The organism is Nocardia mangyaensis (genome assembly GCF_001886715.1).
GTDB lineage: Bacteria > Actinomycetota > Actinomycetes > Mycobacteriales > Mycobacteriaceae > Nocardia > Nocardia mangyaensis.
On the sequence record NZ_CP018082.1, the window covers coordinates 1,341,629 to 1,359,784 of the forward strand.

Annotated in this window: 13 protein-coding genes and 1 pseudogene; 7 read left to right on the forward strand and 7 right to left on the reverse strand. The window is 62.8% G+C overall.

Annotation, left to right across the window (positions count from 1 at the left end):
• Window positions 1–647 precede the first annotated feature (647 nt).
• Together BOX37_RS06085 and BOX37_RS06090 are read left to right on the forward strand one after the other, a co-directional pair.
• Complete coding sequence (locus BOX37_RS06085; RefSeq protein WP_071926780.1) at window positions 648–1,634, forward strand: type IV toxin-antitoxin system AbiEi family antitoxin domain-containing protein; 987 nt, start codon at window positions 648–650, stop codon at window positions 1,632–1,634.
• A 113-nt stretch (window positions 1,635–1,747) separates the two neighbouring features.
• Window positions 1,748–2,548, forward strand: a complete 801-nt coding sequence (locus BOX37_RS06090) for a nucleotidyl transferase AbiEii/AbiGii toxin family protein (protein WP_240505381.1) — start codon at window positions 1,748–1,750, stop codon at window positions 2,546–2,548.
• Window positions 2,549–2,910: 362 nt separating this feature from the next.
• Here the strand turns inward: BOX37_RS06090 and BOX37_RS06095 are convergent.
• From BOX37_RS06095 to BOX37_RS06105, 3 genes and pseudogenes are all read right to left on the reverse strand, one after another.
• Window positions 2,911–3,374: pseudogene (locus tag BOX37_RS06095) on the reverse strand (transposase); the annotation flags it as partial.
• A 216-nt stretch (window positions 3,375–3,590) separates the two neighbouring features.
• Window positions 3,591–8,084 carry a caspase, EACC1-associated type gene (locus tag BOX37_RS06100; RefSeq protein WP_420811588.1) on the reverse strand — a complete coding sequence of 1,498 codons (4,494 nt, stop codon included), beginning with the start codon at window positions 8,082–8,084 and terminating at the stop codon, window positions 3,591–3,593.
• Window positions 8,081–8,473, reverse strand: a complete 393-nt coding sequence (locus tag BOX37_RS06105) for an effector-associated constant component EACC1 (RefSeq protein WP_084759454.1) — start codon at window positions 8,471–8,473, stop codon at window positions 8,081–8,083. The genes BOX37_RS06100 and BOX37_RS06105 overlap by 4 nt, the downstream gene beginning before the upstream one ends.
• Window positions 8,474–8,818: 345 nt before the next feature.
• On the opposite strand from BOX37_RS06105, the gene BOX37_RS36050 reads away from it, so the two are divergent.
• Window positions 8,819–9,691, forward strand: a complete 873-nt coding sequence (locus BOX37_RS36050) for an IS701 family transposase (protein ID WP_071926784.1) — start codon at window positions 8,819–8,821, stop codon at window positions 9,689–9,691.
• Between the two features lie 4 nt (window positions 9,692–9,695).
• Window positions 9,696–10,874, forward strand: coding sequence for an IS701 family transposase (locus tag BOX37_RS06115; protein WP_420811611.1), 1,179 nt, complete (start codon window positions 9,696–9,698; stop codon window positions 10,872–10,874).
• A gap of 201 nt (window positions 10,875–11,075) precedes the next feature.
• Here BOX37_RS06115 and BOX37_RS06120 read toward each other — a convergent pair whose 3' ends face one another.
• The gene (locus tag BOX37_RS06120) at window positions 11,076–11,540 is read right to left on the reverse strand and encodes an SRPBCC family protein (RefSeq protein WP_071926786.1); all 465 of its coding nucleotides are present in this window, start codon (window positions 11,538–11,540) and stop codon (window positions 11,076–11,078) included.
• 70 nt (window positions 11,541–11,610) lie between these two features.
• Between BOX37_RS06120 and BOX37_RS06125 the strand changes: the two genes are divergently transcribed.
• Both BOX37_RS06125 and BOX37_RS33725 read left to right on the forward strand, forming a co-directional pair.
• Window positions 11,611–11,985, forward strand: a complete 375-nt coding sequence (locus BOX37_RS06125; RefSeq protein WP_071926787.1) for a MerR family transcriptional regulator — start codon at window positions 11,611–11,613, stop codon at window positions 11,983–11,985.
• Between the two features lie 573 nt (window positions 11,986–12,558).
• Window positions 12,559–12,708 (forward strand): hypothetical protein, encoded by a 150-nt coding sequence (locus BOX37_RS33725; RefSeq protein ID WP_156910283.1) that lies wholly within the window; start codon window positions 12,559–12,561, stop codon window positions 12,706–12,708.
• Between the two features lie 212 nt (window positions 12,709–12,920).
• On the opposite strand, the gene BOX37_RS06130 is transcribed toward BOX37_RS33725, so the two are convergent.
• Window positions 12,921–13,976, reverse strand: a complete 1,056-nt coding sequence (locus tag BOX37_RS06130; protein WP_071926788.1) for a tyrosine-type recombinase/integrase — start codon at window positions 13,974–13,976, stop codon at window positions 12,921–12,923.
• Entirely contained in the window at window positions 13,973–14,389 is a 417-nt protein-coding gene (locus BOX37_RS36055; RefSeq protein ID WP_420811589.1) for an AbrB/MazE/SpoVT family DNA-binding domain-containing protein, read from the reverse strand. The genes BOX37_RS06130 and BOX37_RS36055 overlap by 4 nt, the downstream gene beginning before the upstream one ends.
• Before the next feature lie 1,347 nt (window positions 14,390–15,736).
• Between BOX37_RS36055 and BOX37_RS06135 the strand changes: the two genes are divergently transcribed.
• A complete protein-coding gene (locus tag BOX37_RS06135; protein ID WP_071926789.1) occupies window positions 15,737–17,041 on the forward strand; it encodes a tyrosine-type recombinase/integrase in 1,305 nt (434 codons plus the stop codon).
• 216 nt (window positions 17,042–17,257) lie between these two features.
• Here the strand turns inward: BOX37_RS06135 and BOX37_RS06140 are convergent, their stop codons facing one another.
• Window positions 17,258–18,151 carry a DUF2637 domain-containing protein gene (locus BOX37_RS06140; RefSeq protein ID WP_071926790.1) on the reverse strand — a complete coding sequence of 298 codons (894 nt, stop codon included), beginning with the start codon at window positions 18,149–18,151 and terminating at the stop codon, window positions 17,258–17,260.
• Window positions 18,152–18,156: the final 5 nt, after the last annotated feature.

Consider the following 18,156-nt stretch of genomic DNA (forward strand, 5'->3'; position numbering starts at 1 on the left):
GGGCGGTGCGGCGTCGAACTCACTCCGCGCTGAGCACATGACGACGGCCCACCGAGGATTTCCCGATGGGCCGTCGCGGTGTCGGGTCAGCTGCCCGCGCTGCCGCTCTGAATCGCGGCGAGGATCAGGTCAACGAGCACGCTGGCCAGCAGTGAGGATGCGGATCCCATGGATGTCTCCTAGGTCGAATTCGAATACCGAGCTCCAGTCTCGACTGGACGGACGTCCAGTACGCACAAGTTTCAACTGGACGAATGTCCGGTACGCAAAACCCCGGTGACGAACAGCAACCCGAACGATGAAGGGGCAGCGAATATTTCGCCGAGCTGGCGTTGTTCCGAACCGCACGTGCGATCCCACACGGTGCCTACTTGCCACCCCAGGTCGGGGTCACCTGCACCGGCTGATATCCGGTCCCCGCGACTCAGGAGCCCGGCTATGGGATTCGTCATCGACGCGCCTGGACATACCCTGGCGGGACCGCCGCCAGGCCATGGGCTAGCGGGCGTCAACGATCGAGATCCTCCATGCACGGTGTGTTGTACGCCACTACATAGCCGACTGGTGCGCCACTATATTGTCACTGTGGCGCCCGAAAGTTACGTACTGAATGAAATTATTGTGTGCGCACGCGCTACTATTAGGTCATGCTCAACGGTCCGCTTCTGGAACTAGCCTCTCTCGGGGAGGAACAGTGGGGCCTGTTCACCACTAGGCAGGCCGCGGTGGAGCGCGGGGTCACACCCCTGCAGCTGAAACGGCTGACCGACCACGGCCACCTGATCCGGATCCAGCACGGTGTGTACCGGGTCGCCGGCGCACCGGACTCCCCGCTCGACGCGATCCGCAGCGCGTGGCTGGCACTCGAACCAGCTCGCACCGCCGGTGATCGCCTCGGTGACCCGGTGCCCCTCGGCGTCGTGTCGCACAGATCTGCCGCCGTGCTGCTGCAACTCGGCGACCTCGACGCCGACATCCACCAATTCACCGTCGGCAAACCGCGGCGCAGCCGTAGCTCCGAGGTCACCTTCATCGTCGCCGCCCTCACCCCGACCGAATGGCACCGCGTCGACGGGCTTCCTGTTACTCGTCCCCTGCGCACGGTCACCGACTTGGCCGCCGCCAACACTGACGGTGGCCACTTGGCGAGTGTCGTGCGCGACACGATCATGACCGGGGACACCACGTCGGCTGAGCTCGCCGAAGCCTTGCGTCCTTACGCCCACAACTACGGAGCTCACCCCGGAGACGGCGCTGAAGTCGTCAGGACCTTCATCCACACTGCGGGAGTGCCCGCCTCAGCGGTAGAACTCGCGCAGGCTGACGAGCTCGACGGCGGTCGCGAGATCGAGTTCTCACCGGAAATGATTGCCGTCATCAGGCAGTCGGTTCGGGAGGTGCTATCCAGCAGCGGTTTCGACAAGGTACTGCGTGACGCCGTGGCCGCCAGCTTGCCTCCCGAGCTCCTCTCGCAGCAACTCGCTGCGATGGTCGAGCCGATCGCTACGGCAATCCGGCCCGCCCTCTCCCTCGTCACCTCGGATGAAGCGTTCACGTCGAATGAAGTGCAGATCGCCCTCCAGAGCCTGCATGATGCCGTAGTCAGCCCAACCCGAGACCAGGAGCGACACTGACCTCAACACCCCGCCGATCTGCCTCAGCGTTCCAGAGCTCGTTCAAGTCCAAAGCCAGAACGCTCTCAACCCGCACCGGTCGCCCCTCCGACCAGATCCAGCGCGAGATATATCTGTTCAGATTCCTCGCCCGGGTCTTCGTCGACCCCGGCAGCCCTTGGGTCCTCAAAGGTGGCGGTGGCCTGTTGGTGCGCATCACCGACGGCGCACGCCATAGTCGCGACGCCGATCTGATGCGCACCGACGTCACCGCCGAGGAAGCGATCATCGAACTTCGGGCTCTCCTGGATCGACCAACCGACCTCGATCCCCTTTCCTTCCAGGTCAAACGCAGCAAATCTAACCCGGGAGGTCCGGACGCTGCACAGCTGACGGCCGATGTGTACTACGGAGCCACACTGCTGTACACATTCCCCATCGACCTGTCGATACGGACTACTCTCGCCGCGGGGACCGATCAAGTCGTACCTGTCTCCATGATCGACATCGACGGTTTCGCTGAGCTCCCGCCGTTCACAGTGATGTCGCTGGCCGACCAGATCGGTGACAAAGTCGCCGCGATGTATCAGCTGTACGGAGCCAGGAACAACACCCCATCGACTCGCTACCACGACCTGGTGGATCTGCACCTGATCATCGCCCGCTTCCCCATCGACGCCGCGAGCACCGCAGCGGCTCTGCAACTTCAACAACATCGGCGGCCTAATCTCACGCTCCCTGCGGCAGTACGAAGCCCTGGCCCCCAGTGGGCTGCGGGCTATCCGAAGGAAGCACGTGCGGCCAAACTCGCGGCGCGCTTGCATACGCTCGATGAGGCCTTCGCCGTGCTGGCGGAGTTCCTCGATCCGCTTCTCGACGGCACCAGAACCTCCGGAATCTGGGAGCCGTTGCGCCAGAGCTGGTCCGACTTGTAGGGCGGATGGCGCCGGATCGGCTACGCCACGCATGATCTGGGGACAGGTTCGAGGCGTTCGAGCGGGGGATCGCGGGCACCCCGACTGCGAGCGTGTGGACAGGTTCTCTCCGCCCTGGCTGGAGGCCGTCGGCCAGGCCTGAATCCGGTGGAAGGGCTATCTACCCGCGAATATTCGACGTCGGTGCGACCGCGCCCGTGTGGAGTGGAACGTGGCGGTGCGCGTGCAAGAGAGGTGTCTCGTATACCGCTCTTACACGTTTTCGCGTCACATCTGCCGCATCTACGTGCTCGAGTGGTGCGATGGAGGTGACCTGACCCCATGAGATCGGTTCAGGTGGACCGACTACCGGGGTCCCGTCATCGCAGCCACCCCGCGATCTGCTGCGGCGACCAATCCTCGCCCAGCTTCGCGGCGACCATCTCCCGCAGCACCGGATTAGTGGCGAGCTTGCTAGGTTTCGGTCGCAACGCGCGTTCGTAGGCGGCCGCATCGGCGACCGCGGCTCGGTACACCTCTCGACCGCCGTTGCGGGTGATCTCCCGCGACAGCGTCGATGATGCCCTCCCGATCTGATCGGCGATCGTTCGGGCCGCGCGGCCTGCGGCGATACCACGTGAGATCTCCTCACGCTCACCAAGAGACAGATGACCCGCACGCCGACACCGAGACGCCTGGCGGATCCCGCCACTCACACGCAGAAACCGTGAGACACGCGGATGGTTGCTACCTACTACACCGGCGACCACCCGAGCGATTCCCCACCGCGCCAACCGTCCCAAATCCGCTCTTGCTGTTCAACACTGAACCCACTACCCCCCCACACGCACCATCGCCTCCACAACCGGACATCATTCACCAGCGGTGATGCATTGACCGGTTGAGACCAAGATCGTTTTGAGACACCAACTGGCAGGCAGTTGGGGGCGCGGGCGGGTTATCGCTCCGAGTATGCTGGGTGTAGCCGTGGCGGTCGGCGACGCGTGCGTTGTCCACCGCCAACTCCCACCAGGCGATGATCAGGAGACCGTGTCGTCCGTGTTCAGCTGGTGTTGGAGGGGCAGGTAGATGTGTATTCCCGGTCCCGGAGGGTCGCTGTGGATTGCCATTCCTCGGGCGTGAGATCTCGGCCCACAACGGCACACAGCCGGTCGGTGAGCACCTGTCGGTCGGTGCTCCACAACGCGGTCTCGAATACCTGTGGCTGATTATCGATGTCGACCGGGAAGAAGAAGAGTCGACCGTCGCCGGTCGCGATCGGGATGCCATTTGCATTGAGTCCACCAGCGAACCTTCCCGTAGACGTATCCCAAACGGCAAGTTCGTAGTCGAAACCGGCGGGGACATCGCCTGGATCCGCGGACCCGACACTTACCCCGTTGTACGCAATCAGATTCGATCCGTCTCTGGAAAATGCGAATCTGGTGTTCGGGATTATGGCCACCGCATACGGAGGGTCCGCCAGTTCGGCTATGGTAGTCCCTGTCTCTTCGTCCCACACAATCGCGCCGCCGTTGTTGTCTCGAACGGTGCGACCGCCATCGGGTGATACGGCTACAGCATATCCCACGGCGCGAGCCGGCCCACCCATTGAACTCATGCTGTCCATGTCGAAGACGACGGACTCGAATTCTTGATTTCCGTCCGACCTGTCTTGCGGAATTCTCGAATCTATCAAAAGGTGCCCGCTGGGGATTCTGCGAATCGATTGTACGAACTCGAACTTCTCCTCAGAGATTAGTTCGCGATGTTCATCCACGGAAAAGAACTTCAACTCCGAACTATTATCGGATTCGACCACGATATATGCCAACACCTTGCCATCCGGACTGAATTCCATGCGATCGACAAGGCTGCCGGGGGCATGGACACGTGCGATGATCCGGGCATCGGCTCCGGTGCTCCAGATCTCCACTCCGGCCTCCCATCCTCGGCTGACCGCAACGAGCTCCCCGTCATCCGAAATCGCGGCGGTCGGTGTCTGCGTGTACCATACGCTCGGGGCGAAAACATGTGCGACCGGAGGATTTCGACGGATATCCCACTTTCGAAGCGATAGTCCGAAACCCTCGTCATGTTTTATTCCGATTGTCGCCACGTACGTCCCGTCGGCACTCACCGCGATGGGCAAGTCGGCGTAGTCGTCGTAGTTCGGCAATATCGTTCCATCCCACTGGATCAATTGCCCCTGTTTGTCGATCGTCAGAAGCGACGACCCATCGGATACGTACTCGACCGCAGTGGCCGGCCGATCGAGTGACGGATCGTCTGCCCACGTGTTCTGGTGAACACGCCAGTGTCTGATATTCGAGTCCGTACCGACGGTCAGGTTCCGGCTATCCGTACTGAAGGCGAGTGCCCGTACCTGTGCGCCTGGATCGGAGACCTCGGTCGGAACAAGGGGCACCGCACGCAGATCCCAAATTTTCGCAATCCCATCGTTGTCCAGCGTAGCCACGAAATTCCCGTCAGGCGAAAGGTCGAAATCCATGACGATGCCGCCGCCTGCATTCACGACTGTACGGTCGGAAGTGGCAACATTATGAATGGTCAGGATTTCTTCGCTGAGGCCGACCACGATGGCGCCGTCGGCGCTGAGTGCGACATGGTTGCGCGGCGTGCGAGTGCTGTGCAGGAACTGGACCGAGGTCGGTGAGCAGGAATCAGGTAGGATCGTCGGTTCGGTTTCCCAGCGCGCGTCGATTACGCTGAGCCTATTGGCAGAATCGCACCAGGCTACGATTGATCCGTTCGGGATGCCGACTACGCCGAACGGCCGTGCGTCGACGGGTATTTCAAGAATTGGGTTGCTCGGGTCGGATTCGTCGACGATCAGAATATCCGTGTCCGTGCTGATCGCAGTCTTTCGGCTCGAGTCGATGAGGGCGATGTCAGAGCCGGGTCCCCCGAGCGGAAGAGTCACCTCGTCGATCGCGCGTGTCGCCAAGTCGACCAGCCAGAATTTCGGCGAATCATCGTAGGCTCCGTCATCCACGACGACTTGCGTTGTTCCTGGGATCGGTGTCAACGTCGCTTTCTCGGGATTCACGCTGAATCCTGATGGCATGGACAGGGTCGCTGACATCCCTGCGCTCGATTGGATGATAGGACCGGCGGCAACTCTGATGTCGATATCGTCTGTCAGCCGCAATGCTGCGGCCACGCGCAGAATGGCAAGGTCCGGTCTGCCGAAGAACTCGAGCCGAGCCGAGTCCACCAGCGATCGTGCCACAGCGACATCGGCAGCGCGGCGCGACTCAGCACTCTTTGCCATCGCGTATAGGGCTGATGTCGCGGTCGCGAGAACCAGGACACAGAGTATCGCGATCACCTGCTGCAGACGCCGGATTCTGCGCTGACGCTGCCTCGCTGAAGCTGCGACGAAGGCGCTCTCGTCAGTGGTCAGCAGCGCTGCGCGCGGGGGATCCGCGGTCCATCGAACCGCGTCTGCGAGTCGGTCTCCGGTCAGCAGATTGTCATCACGACGGCGGTCACGCCAGATCAGGTGCGCCTCGCTGATTTGCTGGCGGACTATGTGCCACGAACGATCGTCGCTGATCCAGGCCCGCAACCTGTCCCAGTGCCTGACCACCGCGTCGTGGGTCAGACGAACCGATGTCTCGTCTCGGACGAGTAGCCGGGCTCGTATGAGTACGCTCGCGACCTTCTCCGCACAGTCGTGAATGCCTCGAAGATCGCTCAGATCTATCGGGCGGTGCGTGTCGGGCGCATCGGTGCCGACAGTCACCATTCGCACCATCAGCCGACGGCAGGCCTCCTGCTCATCGCTGTCGAAATCGAGGAAGGCCGAGTTTGCGGTGTGGGCGATCGAACCACGTATTCCGCCGACCCGCTCGTATCCGTGGGCCGTGATGACGTTGCCACTCCGCAGTTGCCAGGCGGCATCGAGCGCGTGCGAGACCAACGGCAAGGCTCCGCCGTCGATAAGATCGCTATCGTCACCGACCGCCAAGTCTCTGAGGATCTCCTCCGGCAGTTCTGGATCCACTCGCAGGTTCGCCAGCAGCGCGGGCTCGATGATCACGCTGCGCAACTGCCCGCCGTTCATGGGGCCGACGAAGACCTGCCCGCCCTGGACCTCGAGAGCCTGCAGCAGGCCGGGGTGACTAGCGCAATGTCCGAAGAAGTCCGCGCGGAGGACCGCGCACACAACCGCGCGTGAGCCGGGAGACGCCGCAGCACACAACGCATCGACGAACGTACGCCGCTCATCATTGTCATCACAGAGTGTAAACGTCTGCTCCATTTGGTCGACAACCAAGAGCAGGCGCCCATCCACGAGGATGTCTCGGGCGGTATCGCAGAGGATCTGTTCGATCATCTCCGAGATAGCCGTGGGATTGTCGCGGAGGCGTCGATGAATGGTGCGTGGGTGTTCGGCGAGGGCTTCCCCCAGGCTCTCCGACAGCCGGGCGACCGGTTCGCGACCCGGGGTCATGATCATGATCGGCCAGGTGCTGGACCGGGGGAACGCGTTGTCGCGCAGCGCCGGTACAACACCGGCGCGTACCAGCGATGACTTGCCGACGCCGGATGGACCGACCACCATGATCGGTCCATGCGTAGCATCGTGGTCGGCAATTCTGCTCACGAGCCGTTCAGTCACGTACTTGCGACCGACGAACCAGCGAGCGTCCGCAGGTCCGTAGAACGCGAGGCCCCGGTAGGGTGCGACAGAGTCACCGGACACGGAATCCACGGCGGCCGGAGTCGGAGGCTGCCGCATTACGTACGCCGGATTCGGCGCGAGCTCGAGATCGCCCACCCGGCCTTGAACTCTGCGGTGTGGCCGGTTCGCTGTCGGCAACCGGCGATCCAGATATTCGTAGAGGTCGTCCAGACAGAGAAATGTATGCCCGGCGGACGGATCGCCCTCGTTCAGGAATCGGATGACTTCGCCGGTAAAGAGGGTGTACTCGGCATCTGCCGGCGCGAGCGCCTCCTCGTCCGCGGCGGCCGCAGAGAGAAGAAATCCGCCGTACGCAACTGGAGAATCGAGCACGTCGGTTCGAAGATTCCAGTCAGAGACCCGTCCCGACCTGCAACTGTCCAAGATTACGACGACAGAGCGTGCCCGGCACTCTTCCAGGATGAGCCGAATCTCGCTGTACGGCAGTGCCGCGTACGCGCCACGAGGCGTTGAGGACATGGACGAGTACGTAGCGAGATGCAACTTTCTGTCGGTGCCGATCAGCCCATGCCCGATGAAGTACAAGATGAACACCGACTCGGCTTCTCGGGCTGCGTTATCGATAGCGCGTGCGAGATCTTGAGGTTCCACACAATTGTCGATGAGCCGAATGGATTCGGCCGGAACACCACATCGATCACGAAGCACTCGATCGAGTGCGCGCAATGATCGGCCCACAGCGGAGATGGGTGGGAGAGCTGAGCCCGCAGCATGATCGCTCGTCCCGGCGAGTAGGACCCGAACGGTCGAGGAGGACAGATCGCCGCCGCCGACTGCGATCGCCGGCCTATTTCCCGGCTCGCCCGACGGCCCGCGATCGGTCACGAGGTCGGGTCGCTACTCGCTGTTGCCTGAATACTCTCGACATACGCGGCCAGTTGAGCAGCAGATAGTCCGCGGAGTCCTTCGGCCTCGATCTCGATCTCGGTGCCGTCCGGCTTCTTCACCCGCATGGTGAGCTTCCCCGGACGGGTTTTCAGCCATGCGATGAGCGCGCCGAATGCGGCTGAACTTGTCAGTCCGGACGATACAGCGACCATAACGGCGTCGAGGCTCGCTCCCAGTGTTCCCGCTGCGGGGGGTCGCTCGAGCACGCGAACGCGCCCTCGGAATCCATCCTGTGTGAGGAGCCAACTGTTCAATCGCAACAGCTCGTCGGCGACAGCCGCCGATCCCGGGTCATGTGGGTCCAGCAGGTCGATCTTGAGTTCCATAGTCTTCCTCTTAGCAGAGTGGAAGCATCGAATGCCCGGTCAGACGCCTGTTCAGTATGACCGAAGATCAACGACTGTGCTGCTGTACGGACGACGTAAATTAGAGCACCGCAGGTATTCTCAGCCCCCGTCAGCCCGGATGAGCGCGGCGGTCGGACGTATCGGCTCCACCCTCTGCTAACACGACAATTGTATTTCGTTGTGCTGCAAGAGGTCCTTTGGTACGGTAGGTAGCCAGTCGGCGTTGGATGATGTTGTGGCCGAGGATGTTTCGGCGTGGCGGGCGGCGTTCGACGAGGTGTTCGCGGGGATCGCGGGAATGTTCGGGCGGGCGGAGTCGCGGCGGTGGGCCCGGTCGTACCTGACGGGGTTGCTGGCGACGGTGGAACGCAAGAACTCCTGGCAGCTCTCCGATGCCGCGGGTGTGACAGGACCGGACGGGTCGCCGCCGATTCCGCTTACGGGCGCGACGGGAAGTTCCGGTCGTTCTGCGAGGCTCGCCGGCTGTCCTATGTGCTGGAAGTGCCCGTCCGTCAGACCGTGAACGACCTGGACGGCCGTCGCCGTGTGGACACCCTTGTCGGTCGCGCGCCCGCTGATGCCTGGCATCGCGTGTCGGCCGGTCTCGGTGAGCGCGGCGAACGCGTCTACGGCTGGGCCTGGGCCACGCTACCGTCCTTCGGCGACATCCCTGTCGGATTCTCCCGCACCCTGCTGGTTCGCCGCAGCATCGACGACCCCACCGATATCGCCTACTACCTGTGCTTTCATCCCGCTACCGTCACTCGCGAGCAGATCATCGCCGTCGCCGGTGCCAGGTGGGCGGTCGAGGAGTGTTTCCAGGCCGCCAAAGATCGATGCAGCCTCGACCACTATCAAGTCCGCAAATGGATTCCCTGGTACCGGCACATCACCCTGGCCATGCTCGCCCACGCCTTCCTCGCTGTCACCGCCGCTACCGACCGGGCTGGGTCGAATCACAGTCGCCGACGTCCGCCGTCTCCTGGCGATAGTCCTCCACCCCGCCCGCACCCTCACCCACGCTCTGGCCACCTGCCGATGGCGGCGCCGCCACCAGAACTACGCCCGACAACTCCGATATCGAAGACATCCCTTGTGACACAACGAAATACAACTGTCGTGTTAGCACGGCAGTTGTATTTCGTTGTGCTGCACCAGGGCTGGCGGTGCGGTAGGTTGCCCGTTCGTGTTGGATGATGTTGTGGCCGAGGATGTTTCGGTGTGGCGGGTGGCGTTCGACGAGGTGTTCGCTGGGATCGCGGGGATGTTCGGTCGGGTGGAGTCGCGGCGGTGGGCGCGGTCGTACCTGACAGGGTTGCTGGCGCCGGTGGAACGCAAGAACTCCTGGCAGCTCTCCGATGCCGCGGGTGTGGTGGGGCCGGACGGGCTGCAGCATTTCCTGAACCGGTCGCGGTGGGATGCCGATGAACTGCGCGACAGGCTGCGCTCGTATGTGACGACCGCGTTGGCTTGCCCGGATGGTGTGCTGGTGGTCGACGAGACCGGGTTTCTGAAGAAGGGTGTCAAGTCCGTGGGTGTGCAGCGGCAGTACTCCGGCACCGCCGGACGTGTGGAGAACTGCCAGCTCGGGGTGTTCCTCGCCTACGCTGCCGGTGCGGGGCGAGCATTGATCGACCGAGAGCTGTATCTGCCGGAATCGTGGACCGGCGACGCGGACCGATGCACCGAGGCAGGGATCCCCGACCCACGTCGTGAACAGGGGGTCGTGACCAAACCCCGGTTGGCCGAAGCGATGATCGCCCGCACCGTCGAGGCGGGCGTGACCGCCGGCTGGGTCGCCGCCGATTCCGCCTACGGGCGCGACGGAAAGTTTCGCTCGTTCTGCGAGGCTCGCCGGCTGTCCTACGTGCTGGAAGTGCCGGTCCGTCAGACCGTGAACGACCTCGACGGCCGTCGCCGTGTGGACACCCTTGTCGGTCGCGCGCCCGCCGATGCCTGGCATCGCGTATCGGCCGGTCTCGGTGAGCGAGGCGAACGCGTCTACGACTGGGCGTGGGCCACGCTACCGTCCTTCGGCGACGTCCCGGCCGGGTTCTCCCGCACCCTGCTGGCCCGCCGCAGCCTCGACGACCCCACCGACATCGCCTACTACCTGTGCTTTCACCCCGCCACCGTTACCCGCGAGCAGATCATCGCCGTCGCCGGCTCCCGGTGGGCGGTCGAGGAATGTTTCCAGGCCGCCAAGGACCAATGCGGCCTCGACCACTACCAAGTCCGCAAATGGACTCCCTGGTACCGGCACATCACCCTGGCCATGCTCGCCCACGCCTTCCTCGCCGTCACCGCCGCTACCGACCCAAAAGCCCACGCGGGCTGGGTCGAATCACAGTCGCCGACGTCCGCCGTCTCCTGGCGATAGTCCTGCACCCCGCCCGCACTCTCACCCACGCCCTGGCCACCTGCCGATGGCGGCGCCGCCACCAGAACTACGCCCGCCAACTCCGACATCAACGAAACCGATTATGAAGCAACGAAATACAACTGTCGTGCTAACCGACGTCGGCGTCAGGCTCGGCTCGGCTCGGCTCGGCAAATCGTCGCCTCACAGTGAACGGCCTCGCTAGGGCTCGCCTCGGTCAGTACCGAGCAACTGTGCGAGGTTGCGCAGGCCGACTTGCGCCCGTCGTTGCATGGTGATGGCAGCGACAGGCAGCAGGGTCCACCGCAGCAGCCTGGTGCCGACACGGCTGTACATCCGCCACCGGATCACACAATGCTCGGCGTCGAGGGGGCTGAGGTCGATTTCCATGCGGGGAAGAAGCAGTGCGAAACTTCCTTCGGTGACCAGCCGCACCGGCGCACAAGCCTCACGCACGCGCAGCGGGATCGTCGTTCTGCGACCTGTCGGTAGCGTGACTGTTTCTAGATAGCGCTTCCCGACCACGCCGGCAGGGAGCTCGTCGTCGGCGGTGACCATCTCGACGCCGGGGAACCATCGCGCAAAGTTCTCCAGGTCAGAGACGTAGGCGAACGCGTCCGTGATCGAACACGGCACGGCTTTTTCGGTATCGGCCAGCAGGTACATCCGGGCTCCTTCGGGGTCGGCTGACCGAGACTAAGGTGTAGATCTAGCTCTACAGTCAAGTGAGAGACCTATGCTGATCGGTGAATTGGAAGCCCGGACCGGTGTCGGCCGACACGCGTTGCGCTACTACGAGCGCCGAGGCCTGCTCGGCCGGATCGACCGCACCGCGGGCAATTACCGCGACTATCCCGACGAGCTCGTCGAACAGGTCCGGCTGTTGCGAGGGATGCAGACGCTGGGGTTCTCGCTGGTCGAGATCGGCCAGGTCATGGAAGGTGTGCGCGCTCGCGATATCGACTGTGCTGACGGCGCGGTTCTTATCGCGACTAAGCGCAGGCAGGTAGACGAACAGATCTCGGCACTGCGCGAACTGAGCGCACTCCTCGGCCGAGAAGAGCGCCGCCTCGAACAGCGAGCGCGCCGCAACGGCCGAATCGCTCGCTGAATCCGGTCAATCTGCTCCAGCAGTACCAGCCCGCGACCACGGTGATCACCGCGGTCTCAGCGAGTTTACAGCGTTTGAGCAACCGGTTCCGTTCGAGTGGGTTGTAGAAGATTCCTCGAAGGACTACACGGTGACGGCTCTGTCGTCGATGCGTCGAGCTCGACTACTGTGCGTGACACAGAGATGATGGATGCGGTTCCGCACCGGCGTGACCTGAAAGTACACAGACGCTCGTCAGGGCTGTCTTTGCGTGGATCTGTCCGCCGATGTCGGAGCCGCCGCGTGCTGGGCTCGGGCACTACCGCCGCCGCGGCCATCCCCTCATCTGAAACGCCGTTGCAGTACCAACGGACGGCCTGGCGGCTGACTTCGGCAAACTTGTTGATCCGCAACACTTCCGTCAATTTCGACAGACTCCGTGTCGACAACAGCGACCCCAGGTTACGGGGAAGTACCGGGCGATCAGATCCGATCACGCGTCGTCTGATCGGTCTTCGCTGATCTGTCCCCGCTCTATATGGGGTCCGCCGCCCCGAACCAGCGGGCATTGAAGCCGTGGACCATCGGCCTCGCATGCGATTCCGAAACCTGCATCGCGATGAACCCGACCGGCTGATGCTGCGCCGAGGCCACTACCTCCACGGCGCCCGCCGCATCCGAACCGGAATGTCGCTGCACCGCGCGATCTGCGCCAGTGCCACCCTTTCCGGGTCACCGCTCTGACGAACACTTCCGGCTTGCGAGCCAACGGCATCACCTCCACCGGCAGCGCCACCGCTCATCCTCGATGATCAACCCGCCCCAGCGTCCGATGTTCAGGTCCGTTCGGTAGTTCGTTCCATCCTCGCCGACCTGAGCGACCGTGAAGTCATCGTGTTGTTTCTTGCACTGCGAACCGTGGCGTCCGAACCGCGGCAGTCCCTCGCTGGGGCGAGTCAGGATCGTCCGGGGTGAGTCGCTACCTCTACGTCAGAGGTCTTTTCGTGTGTGGGTGCGAGGGGATGGGGTTCGCTGGTCAGGGCAGCAACGGCCGCTGCGACTTCTTCGATGGATGCGCGTACGTAGGTGAGGGTGGTGCTGTCTTGGCCGCTGGGTTCAGCGTGGGCAGCGAAGGCGCGGGCGGTGGCGTAGCTGAAGTTTCGTTCGACCCATGTGAGAGTTGTGTGTCGGAGCCAGTGGGTAGTGATCTGTTGGGTGGCCACCCAGGGGAGGTGTCGTCCGATTCGGTTCCAGAGGTGGTCGTAGCGGCGTCGGGTGATCGGGCGGCCGTGCCGGTACCGCAGGAGTTGCTGTGCTGGATCGGGGCTGCGCTCTTGGTGTTCGAGCATGCTGGTCATCAGGGTGGGAGAGATCGGTTGCCAGTGGACCGTTCCGCCTTTGCCGAACAGCCGGATAAGGCATTGTTCGGGATCGAGGTCTTCGCCGCGAAGTCGTAGAGCGCTGCCAGTCCGGCAGGCTGTTTCGAGATGTATCCGCAGAATGAGAGTGTCGAGACTGGTGTCGTTTCCGGTGGTAGAGGCGATGTGATTGATCTCGGCGAGTTGGCGGTTCCCGAGGGCGCGGCGCGTACTCGGGAGGCGTGTCGGCATATCCATGTCTGCGGATGGGTTGTCGGCAGCTGATATGTAGCCGTCGCGTTTGGCGTAACGGTATAAGCAGCGGATCGCGCTGACCATGTGCTCGGATGCAGAGCGTCCGCCTCGGCTGTTACGTCGCACCACGGCATTTCGTCGCGTGACCTCGATAAGTTGTTGGAGCTCGAGCGCGGTCGGTTCGTCCAGCGTCCGATCGGGCCAGTACGCCTCGAGTCGACGCCAGTAAGGCAGGTAGACCTTGCGCGCGCCAGGCGGTACTGCCTCGATAAGGCGGGGGATGTACTCCGCGAAGGTCGGTGCCCTGGTCGGCCTCGTTGGTGATTCGAGCAGATCATCCGGGCGAATGCCGAGGCGTTCCAGGAGGAGTCGAGCGACCTCGAAATCGGGGTTGCTCATGTGGTACCGATCGATGAGTTCAGTACAGGTAGAAGGACTGCCAGAGCGATCTGCGGGGGAATGATCGCCACAATCCCTTCGGATGGCAACGCTACGAGGACGATGTGGTCGCCTGCGGTGATTCCAGCGGCGTGTCGTATTTCGGCAGGAAGCCGTATCTGCCCGAGCGGACCGATCGTGTGGTGACTCGTCGAGGACCGGGCGCATCGCATGCTGATGATCTGGCGATGGACCGCATACGTAACCGGTTGGCCTGTTGGCCATTTCATCGCCTTGAAGATCCGCTGGCCGGGCAGACGTGCCCGGTCGTTGATGCTCGATATACCGATCGTTGGTTGTGACTGCGAGGTGCTTCGTAACCGGCTTGCTGCTGCGGGTAGCGGCAGACCTACGTGATGACGCTGACTTGGCATGGACGCTACTTTCCTGTCCAGCCTGCTGATCCTCCCATTCCATTGAAGCGCATCATCGGGCTCGCGCCAAGTATTGGCGACTGAAACTTCGCGTTTCGCAGTTCCGCTCCCCTTGCGCAGACTCAGGGGCCGGGTTGGTTATGCCGGAAATGGGGACCCGCCTCTTGTCACCGGAAACTGCATCGGAATGTCGTGAGGCGTCGTGGAATAGCGTGAAGAACCGAATGGCACCGATGTAGCCAAGTTGCACTATGGCTCTGACCTGCGGTTTTAGAGCGGCGAAGGCCTCGGAGGTTCAAGTCCTCCTAGGGCTCAAAGGCTTTGCGAGCCGCTAACTTACATTATCCCGTAGTTCGTGCATCTCCGCAAGCGGTAGTCTCTTCGCGTCTTTCTGGACGGTTCGCTGACGGGTGTATGTCGAGGTGGCGCGAGCATGGATGAGTCTATTCGACTGGCCTAGATGATGGGCCAACTAATAGCTCCTGGCCGCCTGTCGTGCGTTCTTATTATTGAAAACTATGCAGCGCTAGATATTTCTGATCAATAAAATGCCGGTCGCACGTTATTGCCTGTGTAGACGCTATTAATTAACATGCTCCATGCGCTTTCGGCAAGCAGTTGCGTACGCGGGGTCAGCGAGTCGTGGACCAGAATAAGATATCGAGAATCGGCTGTCGGCAATGGCCGCCGACGGCATTGTCGGACGCTGGTTTCGGAAGGGATATTCGGCTGCCGCTTGTTATCGGCCCTGTGGTGGAATCGGCCGGCGGTGGCGGGTGCGCTGTGGTCGGTTAGGCCGGATTGGAGGCTCCGCACTCGCCGCACGTTTTGAGGACTTGCCCGGATGGCTGGTGGCCTCGATGGCTGCGGCGATGTCGCTGGTGGTGAGAAACCAGGTACGGCCTGCTCTGTGTCCCGGGAAGCGTCCAGCTCTGAGTTGCTGCGTGTACCAGCGTTCGGACTTGCCCAGTGCTCGGGCTCCGGCGGACACCGGGTACGTCGGTTCGTGGGGAGCACCAGGAACGGGTTGTTCAAGTTCGGAGCGTGCGACGTCCAGATCGTCGTTCATCGTCGGCCTCCTGGCTTTGAGGCTGTCGATCGAGGTGTTGGTGACGTGCGATCGACATCGGGGATGAGTTGGATTCTATGGCGTCTCGGTAGCTGATCCGTGCTATTCGGTCGATCGGCTGCGGAAGTTCCTGCTGGGGGCCACCATATACGTGGTCGGATCTCTGATATCCGCAGTTGCTGAGTGGTCCGGGACGTGTTGTGGCCGGGCGAGATTCACGGTCGGTGCGACCGAGATCTCAATGAGACGAGTGTTCGGGTCCGACGAAAGGATTTCCGATGAGTGCTCCTCGGCCGCGCCAGCGCAAGGACGGCACAATCAATTGGCAGGTCCCGTTTCACTACTACGACACAGACGGGGTTCGCCGCGGCACGGCAGAGAGTTTCGATGAGGATTACGAGGAAGCGGTCTGGTGGTCTGAGTATCTCGACCGTCACGGACTGGACCGGGCTTTGGCGATCTTGCCGGCCAGACGTGCGGGTGCGGACGGGGGTGTGTTGTTGGGTGGCTGGCTCACCGACTACGCAGACCGACTGCTGAAGGTCGGCAGTATCTCCCCGCCGGTCCATCGCAAATACCTCGGATACGTGCGCAACGATGTCGTCCCGTTCTTCGGGGCGACAGCCACTCTCGACGCGGTCACTGCCGACAGCGACGCAGCGTGGATCGTGTTCCTGGCGGAAGACAAGGGCCACAAACCCCACACGATCCACAACAAGCACGGGTTCCTCTCGGGTGGATTGCGGGCGGCGGTGAATCAGCGCCCGTTCGGGTTGTTGCCGTTCAACCCGTGCTCCGGTGTTCGGTTACCTGCCGATCGCGGTCGAAAGCAATGCATCTTCGACAATGACGAGTGGGAGTTGTTCGAGGAGTTGATCTTTCCGCGGTGGCGTCCGCAGGCTGAGTTCGGGCTGGTGTCGATGGCACGGCCGTCGGAGATCGGGGCGTTGCTGGTGCGCGATGTGCACCCCGTGACGGGGGTGGTGCAGATCGATAGGGCGTGGAAAGACGCCGGGTCGCGGTTGGTCTTGGGTCCGCCGAAGACCGAACGTGGCGTGCGTAGCATCAATGTGCCGCTCCAAACTCTCGAGCGCCTCGATCTGGACCGCGATGGCGATGAATACTTGTTCTGCACCAAGGATAAGGGCCCGATCACGGCCGCGAGCTTCTATGAGAAGGCGTGGCAACCGGCGTTGCGGCGCCTGGAGGCACTCGCCAGTGCGGTGGCGGCGTTCAATGCGGGCCACGACACTCTGGCCCAGGCACATCTTCAGCCGTTTACTCACCGGGCGAGGTGGACTGGCGTCGATGCGGAGGAATTGATCACCCGCTATCCCGCGGCATTGCAGTCGCTACGGCGCAAACACCTGACTCCGTACATGTTGCGCCACACCGGGATCTCGTGGAAGTTGCAGGACGGGGTGCCGATCTTCGTGGTCTCCCGTGACGCTGGGCACGAGTCGGTCGCCGTGACAGACCGGGTCTACGGTCACAACGACCGCAGACCCAGCGAATCCGCCGCGAAGACGATTGGCCAACGGCTGCCTCGGGTCCGCGCGCCTATGCTCGACGCCGAAGGCTGACCCGATCGGTCGCGTGACTGGCGGGATTCGATTCCATTCCATTCCACGCGGCCGAAATGGAATGGAATGGAATCATCCGCAGCATGATCGTCGTGCCGAGCACGCCTACGGCTCTGGCATGGACCTGCGTCGGCATCGGTCGAGATCGATTTGCCAGACCTTCGCGGAATCAGGAGACAGTCTTTGCGCAATCACGTCATTCGAGAGGCCCCGCATTCATCGTGACCGAGCCGGAGGACGGTGATGCCTCGGCACGGTCGGCCTGGTTGTGGAGACAGTTTCCTTGGAGGTTGCGAGGGTTCCGAAGGCCGCGGCATCGCTGAGAATCCGGCTGATGGTGGAGCGGCTCTTGTTCAGTTCGGTGGCGATGCGCGTGGGATTCCAGCCGTCGTGATGGTGATGGGCCAGTGCTCTGGCGACGAGTTCGGGGTCTCGTCGCCGGGCTGGATCACGTGCGCACAGCTGCGTCGCCAGTTCCGAGAAGTCACGGCCGACGTCTTGGGATCTGGATGGGACCGTGCGCACAGCTTCGGCCACCACGAGCTCTTTCTGCGCGACCTCGCCGGGCACTACCAATCGATTCTGCGGCTCGGATAGATCGGTGGGCGCACGGTCAGCGGTGTGCGCACGCTGGTGATCGTGACCGGGGGTGGAGTAGGCGAGCGCGAGCAATGCGACGGTGGCCTGGGCCATCGAGCCCTCGATGATCAACGGCCACAACCACGCTTCACCGCGGGGAACTCCGGCGGTCAAGGCTAGGGACCGCAGCGCGGTGAAGGACAACCAGAACGCGCCGGTGGCGATCAGGACTGTCATGGCGGTTGCGACCCAGCGTGCGATTCGGGTTGCGGTGTGCGCACGAGCGAGGACCGTCACTCCGTGCACGGCGGCCAACAGTGCCAGGGGCGGGATGATCGCGACCGCCGCAGCGACCACGGGCAGCGCGGTGTCGTGCAGGAGGGCTTGGGTGGCATTGCCGGTGATGCTGACGGTAGCCGCAGCGGCGAGGACAGTCCAGAAGAATGCGTGCGCACGCGATCTGGGTGGATCCGCCTGCGAATATGTCGTCCGCACGGCAGTGGTCGGCTCGGTGAGAGCAAGGTCGGTCATGAGGT